This window comes from Aquabacter albus, assembly GCF_040049275.1.
GTDB lineage: Bacteria > Pseudomonadota > Alphaproteobacteria > Rhizobiales > Xanthobacteraceae > Aquabacter.
In genome coordinates this window covers 343,713-357,522 of sequence record NZ_JBDZDT010000005.1, presented here as the reverse complement: position 1 = coordinate 357,522, position 13,810 = coordinate 343,713, and the positions used below count along the sequence as shown (strand labels likewise).

12 protein-coding genes are annotated in these 13,810 nt (G+C 64.1%); 7 read left to right on the top strand and 5 right to left on the bottom strand.

The annotated features are described in order from the left end of the window. Nucleotide 1: 1 nt before the first annotated feature. Genes ABLE91_RS14490 through ABLE91_RS14480 form a run of 3 tightly spaced genes read right to left on the bottom strand, consistent with a single transcriptional unit; the run spans nucleotide 2 to nucleotide 2,796 of the window. The gene (locus tag ABLE91_RS14490; protein ID WP_348931672.1) at nucleotides 2-829 is read right to left on the bottom strand and encodes a carbohydrate ABC transporter permease; all 828 of its coding nucleotides are present in this window, start codon (nucleotides 827-829) and stop codon (nucleotides 2-4) included. Beyond that, nucleotides 826-1,773: a carbohydrate ABC transporter permease gene (locus ABLE91_RS14485; protein WP_348931669.1), complete on the bottom strand. Its 948-nt coding sequence runs from the start codon at nucleotides 1,771-1,773 to the stop codon at nucleotides 826-828. The genes ABLE91_RS14490 and ABLE91_RS14485 overlap by 4 nt, the downstream gene beginning before the upstream one ends. A 51-nt stretch (nucleotides 1,774-1,824) precedes the next feature. Then, entirely contained in the window at nucleotides 1,825-2,796 is a 972-nt protein-coding gene (locus tag ABLE91_RS14480) for a DUF6282 family protein (protein WP_348931667.1), read from the bottom strand. A gap of 207 nt (nucleotides 2,797-3,003) precedes the next feature. Between ABLE91_RS14480 and uxuA the strand changes: the two genes are divergently transcribed. Both uxuA and ABLE91_RS14470 read left to right on the top strand, forming a co-directional pair. Beyond that, complete coding sequence (gene uxuA, locus ABLE91_RS14475) at nucleotides 3,004-4,197, top strand: mannonate dehydratase (protein ID WP_348932067.1); 1,194 nt, start codon at nucleotides 3,004-3,006, stop codon at nucleotides 4,195-4,197. Between the two features lie 76 nt (nucleotides 4,198-4,273). Further along, a complete protein-coding gene (locus ABLE91_RS14470; protein WP_348931665.1) occupies nucleotides 4,274-5,041 on the top strand; it encodes an SDR family NAD(P)-dependent oxidoreductase in 768 nt (255 codons plus the stop codon). Between the two features lie 27 nt (nucleotides 5,042-5,068). Here the strand turns inward: ABLE91_RS14470 and ABLE91_RS14465 are convergent, their stop codons facing one another. Further along, nucleotides 5,069-5,839, bottom strand: a complete 771-nt coding sequence (locus tag ABLE91_RS14465; protein ID WP_348931664.1) for a FadR/GntR family transcriptional regulator — start codon at nucleotides 5,837-5,839, stop codon at nucleotides 5,069-5,071. A 143-nt stretch (nucleotides 5,840-5,982) separates the two neighbouring features. On the opposite strand from ABLE91_RS14465, the gene ABLE91_RS14460 reads away from it, so the two are divergent. From ABLE91_RS14460 to ABLE91_RS14440, 5 genes are all read left to right on the top strand, one after another. Further along, complete coding sequence (locus tag ABLE91_RS14460; RefSeq protein WP_348931661.1) at nucleotides 5,983-7,164, top strand: fumarylacetoacetate hydrolase family protein; 1,182 nt, start codon at nucleotides 5,983-5,985, stop codon at nucleotides 7,162-7,164. Nucleotides 7,165-7,258: 94 nt separating this feature from the next. Further along, nucleotides 7,259-7,654, top strand: a complete 396-nt coding sequence (locus ABLE91_RS14455) for a RidA family protein (protein ID WP_348931659.1) — start codon at nucleotides 7,259-7,261, stop codon at nucleotides 7,652-7,654. 583 nt (nucleotides 7,655-8,237) lie between these two features. After that, on the top strand, nucleotides 8,238-9,596 hold the full coding sequence (locus ABLE91_RS14450) for an APC family permease (protein ID WP_348931656.1): 1,359 nt from the start codon (nucleotides 8,238-8,240) through the stop codon (nucleotides 9,594-9,596). A 27-nt stretch (nucleotides 9,597-9,623) separates the two neighbouring features. After that, the gene (locus ABLE91_RS14445; protein ID WP_348931654.1) at nucleotides 9,624-10,463 is read left to right on the top strand and encodes a class I SAM-dependent methyltransferase; all 840 of its coding nucleotides are present in this window, start codon (nucleotides 9,624-9,626) and stop codon (nucleotides 10,461-10,463) included. Nucleotides 10,464-10,611: 148 nt separating this feature from the next. After that, nucleotides 10,612-11,103, top strand: coding sequence for a hypothetical protein (locus ABLE91_RS14440; protein WP_348931653.1), 492 nt, complete (start codon nucleotides 10,612-10,614; stop codon nucleotides 11,101-11,103). Between the two features lie 172 nt (nucleotides 11,104-11,275). On the opposite strand, the gene ABLE91_RS14435 is transcribed toward ABLE91_RS14440, so the two are convergent. Next, the gene (locus ABLE91_RS14435) at nucleotides 11,276-13,552 is read right to left on the bottom strand and encodes an FdhF/YdeP family oxidoreductase (RefSeq protein WP_348931650.1); all 2,277 of its coding nucleotides are present in this window, start codon (nucleotides 13,550-13,552) and stop codon (nucleotides 11,276-11,278) included. Nucleotides 13,553-13,810: the final 258 nt, after the last annotated feature.

The window sequence follows — 13,810 nt, the reverse complement described above, 5'->3', positions numbered from 1 at the left end:
ATCAACCCTTCACCGCGCCGGCGGCGAGACCTTGGATGAGCCACTTCTGGACGAAGGCGAACCCGAGCAGGACCGGCAGCGTGATGAGGACGCCGCCCGCCATCAGAAGCCCCCACTCGACGCTCGTTGCCTCGATGAAGCCCGCCACCCCCACCGGCAGCGTCTTCTTGGACTCGTCGACGATGAGCACCAGGGCGAACAGGTAGTCGTTCCAGGAGATGATGAAGGCGAAGACGCCCATCGCGACGAGGCCCGGCAGCGCCACCGGGAGCACCACCAGCCAGAGCGTGCGCAATCGGCCCGCGCCATCGATCATGGCGGCTTCGTCGAGATCCAGGGGAATGGCCTCGAAGAAGATGATCGCGAGCCACATCACCAGCGGAAGCGTGAACGCGATGTGGGCGAGCGACAGTCCGATGAGGCTGTTGATGAGCCCGATGTTCTTCAGCATGACGAACAAGGGGATCGACAGCAGGATCGGCGGGAACATGTAGGTGAAGAGCACGCTGCTCGCGATCAGCCGGCGGCCGACAAATCTGAACCGCGTGATCCCGTAGGCGGCGAGGATCGCCACGACCATGCAGCCGCCCGTGGCGAGCGTCGAGACGATCAGGCTGTTGAGGAAATACTGCGGGAACATGGTTTCGCGCAGCAGCCGCCCATAGTTCGCCAGGGTGAAGTGCTCGCTCGGCAGCAGAGAGAGGGTGCGGCTGAAGAGGTCGGAGAACGGCTTCACCGACGAGATCACCATCCAGTAGAGCGGAAATCCGACGACGCAGACGGTGAGGACGATGACGGCCCAGAGAAGGATGCGTGAGACGGAGTTCACCGGCCTGTCTCCTGCTGAAGTTTGCGCAGATACCAGAAGCCGAAGATCGCCAGCAGCATGAAGATGCATGCGGACGTCGTCGCTCCCGCGCCGAGCTGGTATTCCTGGAATGCCTGGACATAGGCGAGGATGGGCAGCGTCTCGGTCGTGCCCACCGGGCCGCCCTGTGTCAGCAGCCAGATGGTGTCGAACTTGTTGAACATCCACAGGCCGCGGATGAAGACGACGAGCAGGATGGTCGAGCGCAGTTCCGGCAGCGTGACGTACCAGAAGCGCTGGAGCGGCCCCGCGCCGTCCACGCGCGCGGCTTCATAGAGTTCCGAGGGAATGACCTGGAGGCGTGCCAGCACCTGGATGGTGATGAAGGGGAAGAACATCCAGACATTGATGGCGATCACGCTTGGCATGGCGAAGTCGGGCGAGCCGAGCCAGGCAATGCCCTCGCTGATGACACCCAGGTCGATGAGCGCGAGGTTGGCGACGCCGTAGAGGTCGTTGAGTATCCATTTGAACACGAGGACCGCCACGATCGTCGGCGCGACGAACGGGAACAGGATGAGGCCGCGCACCAGCGCCCGTCCTCGGAACGCGTTGTTCAGAAGCAGCGCGGTCGCGATCCCGGCCAGGAGCTGGAGCACCACCGTGAAGACGCTGAACACCAGGCCATTGACGAGGCCATCCCAGAACTCCGCCGTCGAGAACAGTGCCCGATAATTCTCCAGTCCGACGAACTCGGGCGCGGCGCTGAACACCTCGACATTGTTGAGGCTCAGCCAGAGGGACGAGGCCAGCGGATAAGCTGCGAATACGATGAGCAGCAGCACCGCGGGCGCGACGAAGAGATACCCTTTGTAGTTTTCGTCGCGAAAGAGGCGCCTGGGCCTGTGATGACCACCGCTTTGAAGCGTCAGTTTCTGCCCAAGAGATGAGGTCGAAGACTTCATGGCGTCTCGAATATCCATGGCTAGTGAATTGCTAAAGGCGGCGCAGGTCCCCTACCATTCCTCAAATCCGATGATCTTTGCCGGATTGCGATGGAACATCGTGCGGATTTCTTCCGGCGTAATGCCGACCTTGAGAAGGATTGCGATGTAGGATCTCATTCCCTCGACAGGCACCGGCGAATAAAGCTGCCCGAGATCTGAGCTCATGAAGCAGTGTTCGATGCCGATATCCTTCATGGCCGCGGCGACATCGCGCGGGTTCTTGGTGGGCTCGCCGTGCACGAAATGCATGAAAGGCATCATCAGCCCGAAATCGAATTCGATCTGGCATCCGAGCTCGGCGAATGTCTTCAGGTCGCTCATCTTCAAGCCGGTCATCGCCCATTGCGAATGACTGACGATGATCCGCTTCAGGCCCTGATCCTTCGCCTCGCGGACGACATGATGGCTTTCTTCCGCGGAGAGGTGGCAGGTCGCCAGGCAGGCATCGAATTCTTTGACGAGGCTTATGACCTCCCGGACCTCCGGAATAAGCTTGCCATCCTTCACGACGGTGATCGCTTCCTCTTCGGAGAGCGGTAAGTTCACGCCAGCGTAAAAGCGCTTCCGATACTCGTAATGATTGCGACTGTCCCCGGTGGGAAAGTGGATCACCTTCGCCCCATCGCCGTGGGTCAGCGCGACCCAGACGGCCCGCGGATTTACGCCGCCGCTGGCGAGATTCATGACGTGCGCGCCGAAGATCGGGATGCCCGCTCCCAGGCGGCTGGCCACATAGGCCGTGCCGGTGGTGGAGGTGCCGATGTCCTTGATGACCAGCGCCCTCATGCCGGCGGCGTGGGCATCCTGGGCCAGGGCGATGACATCCTGGGAATGGCTGAGGGGGAACACGTGGGGGTTCGTGTGGATATGCACATCGATCCCGCCAACCATCAGATCACTCACGCCTCCGGCATCAAGGCCGCGGCTCATCTGCTCCCGTGAGGGGAAGCGGAGGGGGATGCTCATGCTCTGCGTGTTCATCTTGGCGTTCCCTCGCCCTTCCTGATGCTTAGGTTGGCATCATTAAATCGTCAATCGAAAATCGATACTTTTGTCGTTCTGTCATTATTGCCCCAGTCCAATTAGCTCTCACCCCTCATCTTGTCCAACAAAATAATTGACCACTCTAAGTTTGGCGCCTAACAAGACCGAAATGGCCTTCAAATGTCCAACAATGAGGTTGCGGTGATGATTCAGGCTTGGCGCTGGTTTGGTCCGAGCGACCCCGTCACGCTTCGGCATATTCGCCAGGCGGGGGCCAAAGGCGTCGTGACGGCGCTGCATCACAAATACGGCGGGGAGCCCTGGACGCTGGACGACGTGCGCGCACACAAGGCGCTGATCGAGCAGGAAGGTCTCGAGTGGTCGGTCTGCGAAAGCATTCCCGTGATGACGGACGTCAAGGTCGGCGGCCCGGGCGCAAAGCAGGCGATCGAGAACTGGAAGACCAGCCTGCGAAGCCTCGCCGGCGCGGGCATCCCGGTCGTCTGCTTCAACTTCATGCCCGTGGTGGATTGGACCCGGACGGACCTCGAATATGAAATGCCGAGCACCGGGCTTGCCCTGCGCTTCGACATGATCGACTTCGTCGCCTATGACGTATGCGTGCTGCGGGGCGAGACGGCCGCCGGCTCCTATGACCCGAAGATCGTCGAAAAGGCGCGCCAGCGTCACGCCGGCTGGACGGCCGAAGACATCCGCGTTGTCGAAGACAACATCATCTGCGGGCTGCCGGGCGGGGAAGGGCGGTATGACCGCCAGAGCATCCTGCGCGAACTCGAACTCTACCGAGGCGTGACGCCGGAGAAGCTGCGGGCGAACCTTGTCGCCTTTCTGCGGGAAGTGGTCCCGGTGGCGGAGGAGGTCGGCGTCAAGCTCGTCATCCATCCGGACGATCCGCCATTCTCCCTGTTCGGCCTTCCGCGCGTTGTCTCCACCGCCGAGGACATTCGCCATCTCTTGGGTGCAGTGGACAGTCCGGCCAATGGCATCGTGATCTGCACCGGCTCATACGGCGCGCGCGCGGACAACGACCTCGTGGCGATGGTTCGCGAATTCGGGCCACGCATCAATTTCGTCCATCTCCGCAATGTGCGTCGCGAGGACGACGGCTCCTTCCATGAATCCGACCACCTCGATGGCAGCGTCGACATGGTCGCCGTCATCCAGGCTCTGATGGACGAGGAGGCGAAGCGCAAGGCGGCCGGGCGGCAGGACTGGCAGATCCCCATGCGCCCGGATCACGGCCACGTCCTGGTGGACGATATCGGGAAGAAGGTGAACCCCGGCTACAGCTGCATCGGCCGGCTGAAGGGCCTCGCCGAGCTGCGCGGCGTCATGGTGGCGCTGGCCCACAAGGATACGGCGCGCGCCTCCGTCTGACGCAAAGCAAGAATGCCGGTTTTGCAGCCTCGCGGCGTGTCCGCGCGGCTGTCCCGGCCGATATGAGGAAGCGAAGATGACGTCACGGATCGATCTGTCCGGCTACCGGGTCCTGTTCCTCGGTTCGAGCTCCGGTATCGGAGCTGCCGGCGCGCAGGTGCTTGCCGCCTGCGGCGCCCATGTCTGCCTCCATTACAATTCAAACCGGCAAGGGGCGGAGGCGCTTGCCGCCGAAATCGCCGGTGCCGGGGGCGCGGTGGAGATTCAGGGCGGGGATCTGCTCGTGCCCGGTGCCATTCCCGACATCGTCGCGGGGGCGACCGAGAAGCTGGGTGGGCTCGATGTGCTCGTCAATAATGCGGGCTCCCTCGTGGGGCGGACGCCGCTGGAAAACTTCGACGACACCATCTGGGACAAGGTGATGACGCTCAACACGCGGGCCGTCGCGGAGGCGGCGCGTGCGGCTCACCCTGCGCTGCGCAGCAGCGAGCGGGCTGCCATCATCAATCTCGGATCCATTGCGGGTCGCAACGGCGGCGCGCCGGGCTCTGGCCTCTATGCCGCCGCCAAGGCCGCCGTTCACAGCCTCACGCGGTCGCTGGCGAAGGAATTCGCGAAGGACGGCATCCGCGTGAACGCCGTGGCCCCGGGCTTCATCACGACGCCCTTCCACGCCACCACGCCGGCCGACATGCAGGAGGCGGTGCGCAAGACCATTCCGCTCGGCCGTCTCGGCACCGCCGAGGATTGCGCCTGGATCTTCGCCTTTCTCTCATCGAAGGAAATGTCGGGCTACATTACCGGCCAGATCATCGACGTGAACGGCGGGCAGTTCATGCCGTAGCCGGGCGGCGGCCCTGGCGCGGAGCGGTCATGCTCCGCGCCGATCGTCCTCCGGCTCCGCGCCGCCTTTGGCAATGAACTTCAGGCCCGACTTCAGATGGAAGCCGACCCAATAGGTATAGGCCGCCCGATCCCTCTGCCTGATCGCCTCGATGATGGACCTGTGCTCGGCGGCGATATCCCGCCGCTGCGTGCGCTCGCGCTTGCCGCTTTCCATGAGCCGCTGAATGACCGGGCGCATGATCTGGTAGACGTCTTCGGTGGTCTTATTGTTGGACAAGCGCACGATGTGGCTGTGAAAGGCGAAGTCGAACTCGGCCGCTTCGGAGATGGAGGAAGCCTCCTCCATCTTCCATGTGAGGGCCTCGAGCGCGTCGAGGTCCTCCGGCGTCGCATTCTCGAATACGCGCGCCTGGATGCCTTCCTCCACAAGCCGGCGGAAGTCCTGGATGTCGGTGAAGATGTCCGCCGACAAACGAAAGCCGAAGGAAAACAGCCGCATGGCGGCGGCATGCCGGTTGTCGATGAGGACGGCGCCACTCTTCTGGCGCGCTTCGACAATGCCGTAGGCACGCAGCGTGCGCATAGCCTCGCGCACCGTGTTGCGGCTGGTTCCAAAGAGCCTCGCGAGTTCGATCTCGCCGGGCAGCGCATCGCCGACCTTCAGGGCCCGTTCGTCGATGAGCCGCTGAATGGAATCGATGATCTGATCGACCGCAGAGCCGGGAATCTTCTCGGCCTCGACCAGGCTTGCTGCGTCGCTGATGTTGTCCTCGGTCACCGGTTTTGCGCGCTCCATTTGCCCTATTTGTCCAACATTTTTATTGACAGGGCTCCGAATTCACCTAATTCCGTATATAAGATCTCGGGTAATGTCCAACAAGAGTTGTGCTGGGTAGCCTTGCATCCAGCGGCACCTGCCGAACGCCCGGATGGCATCCGTTGGCGCCGTTCGTCAGAGGGGAGGCAATCTTGAAAGCCGTTTTATCTCTTCCGTCCGAGGGGACATTTGTCGGTCGCGTCTGGCTTCCTGAAGCCGGAGGGCCGGGAATCGTCCTCGTCGAGAACGGGACGATCTACGACATCACCTGTCCCGCGGCGCCCACCATGGCCGACCTTCTCGAAATGGACGATTGCGTGGGGTTTGTCCGCGCCGCCGAAAAACGGAAGCTCGGATCGGTCGACGCGGTCGCAGCGGACACCATCGCCGGGAACCATGGCGCGCTGCATTTTCTGGCGCCCTGCGATCTCCAGGCCGTCAAGGCGAGCGGCGTGACCTTTGCGCAGTCCATTCTGGAACGGGTGATCGAAGAGAAGGCGGCCGGGGATCCCGCTCTGGCGGTCGCGTTCCGTGCGCGCATCGAGGCAAGCATCGGCGGCGGCCTGCGGGACCTCGTCCCCGGTTCGCCGGAGGCCATGGCCCTGAAGCAGACCCTGATCGAGGAGGGGCTCTGGTCCCAATATCTCGAAGTGGGAATCGGGCCGGATGCGGAGGTTTTCACCAAGAGCCAGCCCATGTCCTGTGTCGGCTGGGGGGCGGCTGTGGGCATTCATCCCGCGTCCCATTGGAACAATCCGGAGCCCGAGCTTGTGCTCTTCGTCAACAGCCGCGGCGACATCAAGGGCGCGAGCCTTGGAAACGATGTCAATCTCCGCGACATCGAGGGCCGCTCTGCGCTCCTGCTCGGCAAGGCGAAGGACAACAACGCATCCTGCGCGGTGGGGCCGCTCGTCCGCTTGCTGGATGAGAGCTACGGGTTGGATGATATCCGCAGGTCCGAGGTGGAGCTGAGGGTGGAGGGCAGCGATGGATTTGTCCTCGAAGGCCAAAGCTCCATGTCGGAGATCAGCCGCGATCCCACCGACCTCGTATCGCAGGCGATAAACCGCAATCACCAATATCCCGACGGGTTCATCCTGTTCCTCGGCACGCTCTTCACTCCGGTGCAGGACAGGGGCGAAGCCGGGCAGGGCTTTACGCACCACCGTGGGGATGTGGTCGCGATCTCAAATCATCATCTGGGTCGGCTGGTGAACATTGTTCTTCCTTCCGACGAATGCCCGAAATGGAGCTTTGGCGTTCGTGCATTGATGAAGAATCTGTCGGGCCGGAAGCTTTTATAGAAAAAGTAATGCGGAATATTTCGATAAATACTTCCGCATGATCTCAGTAACGTCGCGAATATCCATCCTGCCCCGCGAGCGAAAGGTTTAGAAAATGAGCTTTAAGGAAGTGCGCCCCGAAGGCGTTTTCAAATCGCCGACCGCCCCATTCTCGCTCGCGACCCGTTCGGACGGCGGCGTCATGCTGCACATCTCGGGACAGGTGCCGCAGGACGCCACGGGCGCGAATGTCGCTCTTGGCGATGTCAGGGGCCAGGCGGAGCAGGTCATCCAGAACATCAAGAGGATCGTGGAGGCCGAAGGGGGCAAACTCTCCAACGTCTGCCGCATGACGATCTATCTGACCGCGCGGGAGTACCTGCCCATTGTCATGGAAGTTCGTCGGAAATACTTCACAGACCCCTTTCCCGCCGCCACGGCCGTGGTCGTCTCCGGGCTTGCCAACGTGGACTGGCTGGTTGAAATCGAGGCGACGGCGGTGATCGGTTAGCCTTCTCGCCAACACGAGTGCCGGGATCAGGTCTTCGCCTCCTTCCCGGAGCATTCCCGGAACGGCGAGACCGGCGGCGTCGGTCTTAGCCTTGCCATCGACTGGACCATCGCGCAGCACCATGGCGACGATGTCACGTCGATCAGTATGGAGCGGGCCTTCGCGACCTTGAGCCTGCCCCCGGCGGACGGGGAGGCATCCTCCAGGTGCGCAGGCGGTTGCATGTGCCGGCATCACTCACGCTGGTGGCCGTGACGTTTTCGGCAGGTCCGGAACACGCGCCGTAGGCCGCAACAGGCCATCAAGCCGGCTATCGGCGGCGAATTTCGTCGCGATTTATGTCAGGGACCTTCCCTAACGACACTTTGCGACAAATCCGCGTGTTGGCGGCACGCTTCTGCGACAAGCCGTTCATAGGCTTCTCCTCCTCCGCCGTACCCCACCCGCCGATCACGAAAGACGCCGGCACCTTCAGAAGCGCGTCGTCCGCGTCCGGCACAGCCCGGGCCTTGCGGCGTCCATCCGGTGCTCCGTTCTGTCGGTGTGGGACTTCAGGGCGGCATTGTGGAAGCGAGGCTTCTGGATGACGCAAGAAAGTCGCTCTGAACCCCAGGCATCGCTGAGCGTCTTCGACGCGGTGACGATCATGGTGGGGCTCGTCATCGGCATCGGCATTTTCCGGACACCGTCCCTCGTCGCTGCCAATGTGGAGAGCGAGCTTGCCTTTGTCGGCGTGTGGGTGCTGGGCGGTCTCGTCACGCTCATCGGCGCGCTCTGCTATGCCGAATTGTCCGCCGCCCATCCCCATGCCGGCGGCGAATACCACTTCCTGTCGCGCGCTTATGGAAAGCCTGTCGCCGTGCTGTTCGGCTGGGCGCGCGGCTCGGTGATCCAGACGGGCGCCATTGCCGGCGTCGCCTTCGTGCTCGGGGATTATGCGGCGCAAATCGTGCCGCTCGGTCCCTATGGCCCGGCCCTCTACGCCGCGCTGTCCATCATCATCTTCAGCGGCATCAACATCGCCGGCACCCTGCAGGGCAAGACGCTCCAGATCGTCATGACCTTCATCGAAGTGGGCGCGGTGGTGGCCATTATCGTCTTCGGCCTCTTCGGCTCGTCCGAACAGCCCGCCGCTCCCTCCACGCCGCCGGAGACGGCGGCACTCGGCATGGCGATGATCTTCGTCCTGCTCACCTATGGCGGCTGGAACGAGGCGGCCTACCTGACAGGCGAATTGAAGGACGCCAGGCGCAATGTCGCCAGGGTGCTGGTGCTGGGCACCGCGATCCTGGTGACGCTTTACGTCCTTGCCAATGTGGCGCTGCTCTCGATCCTCGGGCTTGAGGGCCTGCGCAATTCGGACGCCATCGCGGCGGACATGATGAGGCAGGTGGCCGGACCGTCCGGCGCCTTCATCGTCAGCCTCGCCATCGTGGTTGCGGCGATCTCCACCCTGAACGCGACCATCTTCACCGGCGCGCGGGTCTATTACGCCATGGCCCGCGACCTCACCCTGTTCCCGCGGGTCGGCGAGTGGAACGCGCGCGGCAAGACGCCGGCCAACGGCCTCGTCATGCAGGCGGCCGTGGCGCTGGCGCTGGTCGCCATCGGCGCCGTCACGCGCGACGGCTTCAAGGCCATGGTGGACTATACCGCGCCGGTCTTCTGGGGCTTCCTGCTGCTCGCCGGCCTCTCGCTCTTCGTGCTGCGCTGGCGCGAGCCCGGCCGGGTGCGGCCCTATTCGGTGCCGCTCTATCCGCTGACGCCGATCCTCTTCTGCCTGACCTGCGCCTACATGCTGCACGCGAGCATCGCCTATACCGGCGTCGCCGCGTTGGTCGGCCTCGCCGTGCTCGCCGCGGGCGCGCCCCTTCTCCTCTTCCGCCGCCGCGACGAGGAGGCCGGCAGCCGCATCGCAGCCGCCACGTCAGCCGCCGAGTGATTCACCCCCGCAACCAGGAGACCTGCCATGACGACATTTCATAAGCTCGCCGCCTGTGCCCTGTCGGCCCTCATCCTCGGCGGCGCCCCCGCGCAGACGGCGCTCGCCGCCGACGTCAAGGCCCAGGCGAGCAAGCCTTACACCCCCTATTCCGGGCAGGCGGGCAAGGATGTGGTCTGGGTGCCGACCCAACAGGCCCTGGTGGACCGCATGCTGGACATGGCGGGGGTCACTGCCGACGACCACGTCATCGACCTCGGCTCCGGCGACGGCCGCACGGTGATCACCGCCGCCAAGCGCGGCGCCCGCGCCCATGGCATCGAGTATAATCCCGACATGGTCACCCTCTCCAGGCAGAACGCCGAGGCCGAGGGCGTGAAGGACAAGGCCACCTTCGAGCGGGCGGACATCTTCCAGTCCGACTTCTCCAAGGCGTCCGTCGTCACCTTGTTCCTCCTGACGGACCTCAACATCAAGCTCCGCCCGACCCTGCTGAAGATGAAGCCGGGAACCCGCGTCGTCTCCAACACCTTCGACATGGGCGACTGGCAGCCGGACGAGCGCATCCAGTCCGGGGCTGACTGCACCAGCTTCTGTCGGGCCTATAAATGGGTCGTCCCGGCCCAGGTGGGCGGCGATTGGCGTCTCGGCGAGGGCTCGCTGAAGCTGACGCAGACCTACCAGGTGCTGACAGGCACCCTGACGCGCGATGGAAAGTCCATGCCTATCAGCGATGCCAAGATGGACGGCACCAAGATCACCTTCACCGCGGACGGGCAGCGCTATGCGGGCGAAGTGGACGGGGCCCGGATGACGGGCTCCCTCGAAGGCGGCCAGAACTGGAGCGCGACGCGCGCCGCGAGCTGACCCGTCCCCGCACGGTCCGGCATCGCAGCGGTGCCCGACCGTGCGCCTCGGGGCGAGGCGGATCGATAGGTGCATGTCGCAGCGCAATGTCCGCACACCCACGTCTCAGCTATGATGGCGCGCGCTCAACAATCTTGAGGAGACGTGCGTGCGCGATCTGGCTCTTGGCTTCGCGTTCCTTTTTGCCGCTGGTGCCGCTCAGGCGGCATCCTGTGACTATCAGCTGAATGCCGCCGCCGGCGGCCAGAAGATGCAAATCCACGAATGCTGGGATCTGTCGAAATGGCCGGCCGACAAGGCGCAGTCTTTCTGCAAGTCCCTGTCGTCCCCGCAAGAGGGCGCGCAGGCCCGCATGCTGGCATCCTGCCCGGCGAAGCGTTCCGCCCAATGCGCGAGCGCCAAGCTCTCGGCGCCGTCCGCGGATTCCATCCCGCCGGAATATTTCGCCGACATGCCCAAGGAGGTCGCAGATCAGATCCGGGCCAGCATGAAGGAGGCAGGCGCCGCGTTCGCCGCCTATGACGGCCTGGAGACAACCGTGAATTATTATCCGAGCCCGGCCGGTGGGCCGAGCCTCGACGACCAGCGCCAGGATTGCGAGGTTGGAAAGAAAGGCCGTTTCTTGCCCGGGGGCAGCTAGGGGCTTTTGGGATCTATGTAATCCCGTTTAGGTTTGCGGGGTGATTGGATCTCGAAAACCTGGTCCGTCCGAACATCGGGCAAGCAAGAGGCGTTGGTCGCTGAGACATGCGGCCAACGCCTCTTGCGCACTGTAGGTCTCTCCACATCCCCTGTTACAGCCGCATCGCACGCTATGGCGGTGATGCGGGCCGAAGCTTGACGGGGATGGATTTGTAGCTCGGAACACCGCAGGCGTGGTCATAGTCGGAAGAACTGACCAGGACGTTGGCTTCGGGATAATAGGCGGCGGTGGATCCCCGGGCGATCGGGTACGACACCGCGGTCACCCCGGCCAAGACGCGATTGCCCTGAGCCACGATGTCGATCCTGTCTCCGTGCGCGAGCCCCGCATCCGCAAGATCCTCGGGATTGACGAAGACCACGTCCCTGCGGCCGGTTATGCCGCGGTAGCGATCGTTGAGGCTGTAGATCGTCGTGTTGTACTGGTCGTGGCTGCGCAAGGTCGTGCAGACCAGCGTTCCCTCGTCGAGACCGTCGTCTTCGTCGGTGCCGGGAGAGACGAAGAAATGGGCCTTGCCGTCCGGCGTGTCCCATTTGCGATCGGACGCGTCCACCCGCAGCCGGAAGCCGCCGGGCTTGCGGATGCGTTCGTTGAAGTCGAAGAAGTCCGGGAACACCTCCTCGATCTTTTCACGGATCTTGTCGTAGTCCGCCGCCATGCCTTCCCAGTCGATGCGGCTGTCCGGGAGGGTGGCGCGCGCCATCCGGGCGAGGATCGCCACCTCGGAGAGCAGGTTCTCCGAAGCCGGCTGCAGGCGCCCGCGGGAGGCGTGCACCATGGACATGGAATCCTCCACCGTCACCGCCTGCGGAACATCCCCGCGCAGGTCGCGCTCCGTGCGGCCGAGGCACGGCAGAATGTAGGTGTGCTTGGCGCACAGCAGCGCCGAACGGTTCAGCTTGGTCAGAATCTGGACGTTGAGGTCGAGGCTCCGGAAGGCCTTGAAGCAGACCTCCGGATCGGGCATCGCCACCGCGAAGTTCCCGCCGAGGCCGATGAAGGCGCGGGACGAGCCGTCCGCCATCGCCGCCAGGGCCTTGACGGCATTGTGGCCGTGCTCGCGCGGGGCGGTGATGCCGAAGGCCGTGTCGAGGCGCGCGAGGAAGGCTTCCGTGGGAATTTCCGTAATGCCCACCGTCCTGTCGCCCTGCACGTTGCTGTGGCCGCGCAGCGGACAGATGCCGGCGCCGGGCTTGCCGATATTGCCGCGCAGCAGCAGCAGGTTGGCGATCTGGCGGACATTCTCCGTGCCGTGGCGATGCTGGGTGATGCCCATGCCGTAGCAGGCGATGACCCGCTCGGCGGACCAATAGGTCTTAGCCATGCTCTCGATGGCGGTGCGCGCGAGGCCTGACTGGCGCTCGACCGCCTCCCACGATGTTGCCTCAAGGTCGGCCACCAGCTCGGCAAAGCCCACCGTGTGCTCGGCGATGAAGGCACGGTCGAGAAGCCCCGCGCCGCCGTTCCCGCGGTCGGCCTCGTCGGCGGCGAGGAGGGCCTTCATCATGCCCTTCAGCACGGCGACGTCGCCGCCGACCTTCACCTGATGATAGGCGGAGGCGAGCGGCGTCGAGGACAGGGTCAGCATCTCTTGCGGGCTCTGCGGCGGGGCAAAGCGCTCAAGGCCGCGTTCCTTGAGCGGGTTGAGCACCACGATGGGCGCGCCGCGCAGGGAGACTTCGCGCAGCGTGGTCAGCATGCGCGGATGGTTGGTGCCGGGATTGTGCCCGATGCAGAAGACCGCGTCGGCCAGGTCGAAATCGTCCAGCGTCACCGTGCCCTTGCCGACGCCGATGGATTGCGGAAGGCCGACGCTGGTCGGCTCGTGGCACATGTTCGAGCAATCGGGAAAGTTGTTGGTGCCGAGCGTGCGGGCGAACAGCTGATAGATGAAGGCGGCTTCGTTGGATGCGCGGCCCGAGGTGTAGAACTCGGCCTGGTCGGGGTGGTCGAGCGCCTGCAGGCGGGAGGCGATGCCGGCGAAGGCCTCCTCCCAGCTGACGGGCGTAAGACAGTCCGTCACCGCGTCATAGCGCAGGGGCTGCGTGAGGCGGCCGGCATCTTCGAGGGCGTGATCGGACCATGTCCAAAGCTCGGAGACGGTGTGCTGCGCGAAGAAGTCCGGGGTGGTGCGCTTCCACGTCGCCTCCCACGTGACCGCCTTGGCCCCGTTCTCGCAGAATTCGAACGACGAGGTGTGCTTCGGGTCGGGCCACGCGCAGCCGGGGCAATCGAAGCCGTCCGGCTGGTTCATCTGCAGGAGAGCGCGCGTGTCGGTGCTCGCGCCCATCTCCGCGCGGACGGCCCTGGCGACGGCGGCCAGCGCGCCCCAGCCACCGGCCGGACCTGAATAGGGTTCAACTCCTTCGACGGGGCGTGTGCTCATGGTGGACCTCCATTGGCGGCGTTTGGGACAGGCGCGAGACGCATGATTACTTGCGCAAGGAGACAATCAGGTTGGCGCTGACCTCTCGAATGTGCAAGGCAAGCGCGGCCGAATGCCACCCGGAGGAATGTCTGATCAGGGTAGCCATGGCGCCCGCGGTGGCCGGGGTCGTCGGTGGCGGTTTGAGGCTCACGTCATTGTGCAGGCCGCTGCCACGACGCGGCCGCGACCATGGCGATAGAAGGGGAAAGAGCCAGC

Bases quoted from the DNA above. Each gene is read 5' to 3' on its own strand.
- ABLE91_RS14485 (WP_348931669.1), bottom strand. From the start codon at position 1,773: ATGAAGTCTTCGACCTCATCTCTTGGGCAGAAACTGACGCTTCAAAGC.
- ABLE91_RS14480 (WP_348931667.1), bottom strand. From the start codon at position 2,796: ATGAACACGCAGAGCATGAGCATCCCCCTCCGCTTCCCCTCACGGGAG.
- uxuA (WP_348932067.1), top strand. From the start codon at position 3,004: ATGATTCAGGCTTGGCGCTGGTTTGGTCCGAGCGACCCCGTCACGCTT.
- ABLE91_RS14470 (WP_348931665.1), top strand. From the start codon at position 4,274: ATGACGTCACGGATCGATCTGTCCGGCTACCGGGTCCTGTTCCTCGGT.
- ABLE91_RS14465 (WP_348931664.1), bottom strand. From the start codon at position 5,839: ATGGAGCGCGCAAAACCGGTGACCGAGGACAACATCAGCGACGCAGCA.
- ABLE91_RS14455 (WP_348931659.1), top strand. From the start codon at position 7,259: ATGAGCTTTAAGGAAGTGCGCCCCGAAGGCGTTTTCAAATCGCCGACC.
- ABLE91_RS14450 (WP_348931656.1), top strand. From the start codon at position 8,238: ATGACGCAAGAAAGTCGCTCTGAACCCCAGGCATCGCTGAGCGTCTTC.
- ABLE91_RS14445 (WP_348931654.1), top strand. From the start codon at position 9,624: ATGACGACATTTCATAAGCTCGCCGCCTGTGCCCTGTCGGCCCTCATC.
- ABLE91_RS14435 (WP_348931650.1), bottom strand. From the start codon at position 13,552: ATGAGCACACGCCCCGTCGAAGGAGTTGAACCCTATTCAGGTCCGGCC.